This is a genomic window from Halanaerobium sp. MA284_MarDTE_T2, from assembly GCF_003337245.1.
Lineage (GTDB): Bacteria > Bacillota > Halanaerobiia > Halanaerobiales > Halanaerobiaceae > QPJE01.
Genome location: NZ_QPJE01000050.1, coordinates 1 through 4219, shown reverse-complemented (window position 1 = coordinate 4219; position 4219 = coordinate 1). Strand labels below are relative to the sequence as shown.

At 30.6% G+C, this 4219-nt stretch carries 3 protein-coding genes; all 3 read left to right on the top strand.

Annotation, left to right across the window (positions count from 1 at the left end; translation table 11 throughout):
* The first annotated feature begins 612 nt into the window (after positions 1-612).
* The 3 genes from DFR78_RS11650 (at position 613) to DFR78_RS11640 (ending at position 3851) form a co-directional block, all read left to right on the top strand.
* Complete coding sequence (locus DFR78_RS11650) at positions 613-1293, top strand: FMN-binding protein (RefSeq protein WP_114458993.1); 681 nt, start codon at positions 613-615, stop codon at positions 1291-1293.
* A 550-nt stretch (positions 1294-1843) separates the two neighbouring features.
* Entirely contained in the window at positions 1844-2899 is a 1056-nt protein-coding gene (locus DFR78_RS11645; protein ID WP_233487072.1) for an FAD:protein FMN transferase, read from the top strand.
* Complete coding sequence (locus DFR78_RS11640) at positions 2889-3851, top strand: polyprenyl synthetase family protein (RefSeq protein WP_114458992.1); 963 nt, start codon at positions 2889-2891, stop codon at positions 3849-3851. Before DFR78_RS11645 ends, DFR78_RS11640 begins: the two co-directional genes overlap by 11 nt.
* The last annotated feature ends 368 nt before the right edge of the window (positions 3852-4219 follow it).

Sequence of the window (4219 nt, the reverse complement as noted above, 5' to 3'; positions counted from 1 at the left end):
AAATTCATGCTAATTTAAAGCTATATTTAAATTCCACGTTACCATTAATGTTAACATATGCCATTGGGGTTACCCACACTAAATAGCGAAGAGCCGTATAAATTTTAAAAAACAATAATTTTTAATATAGAAAATAACACAGAAAAATTGAGTAGATAAAAATATATTGTAATAAAAATAATTTCTCATTTTTTGAAGTCGCAAAAACTCAAAGTTATCAACAGTCAAAATTGTGGATCAATTGTGATTAGAAACTTTTAAAATAGGCTCACAGATTATGTAAAAAAGGTGAAATAAACTCCTGTTTTGGCATAATTAATTTATACACATAAACACCAAAAAGGGGTTATTTCACTATAACTAATTATACCAGATTAATTTATAAATTGAAACGACAAGGTAAGTAATTCAGCAATAAATTTTTACCCTTTTTTGCAGCTCTAAAAATAGTTTTGTGGAAACCCTATTTATGATAAGTTGTTGACGATTTTTAATTCATGTGGTATATTATTAAACAGAAAGTTTTTTATTTCTTAAATTATGTAATAATTATAATACCAGCTTCATAAACTCAAAAAATTTATTTTAAAAAAGGAGAGGGAGGAGATATAGTTGGTGAAGAAAAGTATATTTATTTTATTTTCAGTGTTTTTAATATTTGCAATTACATCAGGAGTATATGCAGCAGAAGGTTATAAAGACGGAACTTATGTTGCTTATGAACCGGATGACTATGGTGACTTAGTTATTGAATATGTTATTGAAAGAGGTAGACTGGTTGATGTCAACATGATAAATCCTTTCAGATTAAATTATGATTATGAACCAGCAAAAATTGCATTTTTGGAGTATCCATATAAAGCATTAATAGCAGAAAACCCTGCAAATGTTGATGTTGTGTCTGGTGCTACAAACAGTTGTGAAAGCTACAACAAAGCTGCAGAAATGGCTTTGAGTATTGCTGACGGTAGTTATGAAGGTAATAAATATTATGGTGTTGCAGAAAACTTTGCTTCTGGTCATGTTCTTATAGAAATTATTGTTGAAGGTGAAGAAATTACAAATGCACGATTCATTACAGCAAACTCTGAGCTGGGTGATCACGGTGAAATGTTAATGCCTGCTAAAAGCGATGACTCTTCATATGCGGCAGCTGTAGAATACTTTAATAGTTTTCCAAAAAAGGTTGTAGAAAATCAAGGTAATGTTGACCTTGTGTCTGGTGCTACTGACAGCTATCATAACTTTAATGATGCACTTGATATGGCTATGAAACAGGCTGGTCTTAAGTAAAATTCAAATGTCAAAAAAACTGCCCCTAAAAAAACTGCCCCTTTTAAAAGGGGCAGTTTTTTTTGATGTCAAAGAAATTATAACATAGACTTTCCCCATTTTTTATATACTGCTGCAAAAAGGGGAGATGCAGGAATATTGAAATTTTTAGTCAATGAATCTTAACGAAATGAAGGAAGAAATAGGGTTGAACTGCAGGATGGAGTGAGCTAATCATGAGTCAGGAGGACTCATTGATTAGTGTGCCCTATTTCACACCCGAATTGAGTTTTAGCTAAATCTAAAAATTTCGTTGATGACTAAAGCCCCCTTTTTGCAGCTTGAAAATAAATTTTGGGGAAACTCCTTAATTATAACAGATGGTTTATTGTGGATAAAATTTATGGATTCATAATTTTCGAATCAACAAAATTTAACCTTACTGTAATAAAAAAGTTCAAAGATATTTTGTTTTTGTATTATATTTTGCAAGCTGATGTAAATGTGATAAAATAATATAAGTAATTTAGTTTGAATTTTGCAATTAATTATATAACAGGATGTGGTTTGATTGTTTAAGAATAAAAAGATATATAAGATTTTTATCATGTCAATTTTTGCCTTAATACTTTTATTTGCTGCCGGCTGCAGTAATGCAGCAAAAGAGCAGACGACAGAAACCGGGAGCAAATTTCTGATGGATACTCTTGTTCAGATGAAAGTTACAGGTAAAAACGCCGAAAAAGTTTTAAATCTAAGTTTTGATAGAATTGAAGAATTAGAAAATTTAATGAGTAAAACCCTTAAAAAAAGTGAAATATATAAAATAAATCACAGCAGTGAACCTGTTGAAATATCTGATGATACAATTAAAGTACTTAATAAATCTATTCATTATGCGGAATTAACATCAGGAAGATTTGATCCCAGTATTGGTCCACTGGTAGAGTTGTGGGGTATTGGAACAGAAGATGCTAGAGTACCTACAGAAGAAGAAATTGCTGAAGCCAAAAAGCTTGTAAACTACAAAAATATTGAAATAGATAATAATAAAGTTTTTCTTAAACAAAAGGATATGCAGCTTGATTTGGGCGCTATTGCCAAAGGGTATGCAGCTGATGAAGTAAAAAGAATTGCTGAAGAAAATAATATAAAGAGTGCTTTTGTAAATCTGGGAGGGAATGTACTTGTAATTGGGCATAAAGCAGATGGTTCAAAGTGGAGAATTGGAATCCAGGATCCCCGTAAGAATAGAGGTAATATAATGGCAGTAATAAAAGCTGTTGATAAAACAATTGTTACTTCTGGAAATTATGAGAGATATTTTGAAAAAAATGGTAATATTTATCATCATATAATTGATCCAGCTACAGGTTATCCGGCTGACAGCGGTCTTTTGAGTGTAAGTATTATAAGTGAAAGTTCTTTTGATGCTGATGCGCTTTCAACAAGTGTTTTTATACTGGGATTGGAAAAAGGAATGGAATTTATAAAAGATCAAAAAAATGTAGAAGTACTATTTATTACCGAGGATCTGAAAGTTTATTTGTCTCCAGGTCTGAAGGGGAAAGTTGAAATAACAGGTGAAGAATTTGAGCTTATTGAGGGTGAATTAAGTGGAAATTAAAGATGAATATTATAAAAAAATTGTTAAAAAAATAAATGATAAAATTTACTCTGCTACCAGTACCCATCACCCAATAATTAGTGAAGCAGTTGATGATTTGGTCAAAGGAGGAGGGAAAAGACTGAGACCGGTAATGATGTTTATATCTGCAAGTTTTGGGGATTATGATAGGGAAAAACTGCTTGAACTTGGGGCAGGTCTTGAGCTGCTCCATATGGCATCTCTTATTCATGATGATATAATAGATGATGCAGATATAAGGAGAGGTAATAAAACAGCCCAGTCAAAATTCGGCAAAAATACGTCTGTATTGATAGGTGATTTTCTTCTTTCCAGAACTTTCAGTATTTTTTCTGCCCATTTGGATAATAAAATGCTGCAGAAATTGAACAAGATTGTCCGCCTCATCTGTGAAGGCGAAATTGAACAAGCAGAAAAAAAGTTTGATTTTAATATAAATACTAGAGATTATCTGAAAATAATTCGCCACAAAACAGCTTTGTTTTTTGGCTTTGCAACCCATTTAGGTGCATATGTCAGTGATATAAGAGGAATTAGACTTAACACACTTTATAAACTGGGGCTTGAGATCGGAATGGCATTTCAGATACAGGATGATATACTGGATTTTACAGGTAAAGAAAGTAAAACTGGGAAAGCTTTAGGAAGAGATTTAAAAGAAGGTGTAGTTACACTGCCGGTTATATGTTTATTAGAGAATAATAATTATCGAAAAAAATATGATAAATTAATTAATGGAGGTAGAATCAGAGAAAAAGAACTTGATCTCCTAATAAAAGATGTAAAAGAAAGTGATTCAATAGAAAAATCAAAAGAATTACTAAAGAAATTTATATATAGGGTAGAAAAGCATCTTGATAATCTCCCTGATAACAGGGCAAAAAAAAGAATGAAAAAAATTGTTGACTTTCAAATTGATAGAAACTACTAATGTAATAGAAACCCACTGATCGATTGTAGCAGCAGGAATTATGTTATTTCAGTTTTATTTTAGAATCCTTTCAAATATATTTTAAGGCTGTAGCTTTGGAATACAGTCTTTTTTATTTACTTTACTAAAAATACAATTTTTCAGCAAAGTATTGATTATCAAAATATGCTGTGATATAATATTCACAAGCAATAAAAAAACAGTAATTTAGTTTTATTTTTATCATATATTGTGAAAAAATTAATAATGCTCCGAGTTTTTCAACCTAAGGATTGATTGTAACACAAAAAGCATATAATATTTTCCAATTTACATGTTTCAAATACTAAAATAAGTCTTCTAAACACAACAATAAAAGCATTTAAAAC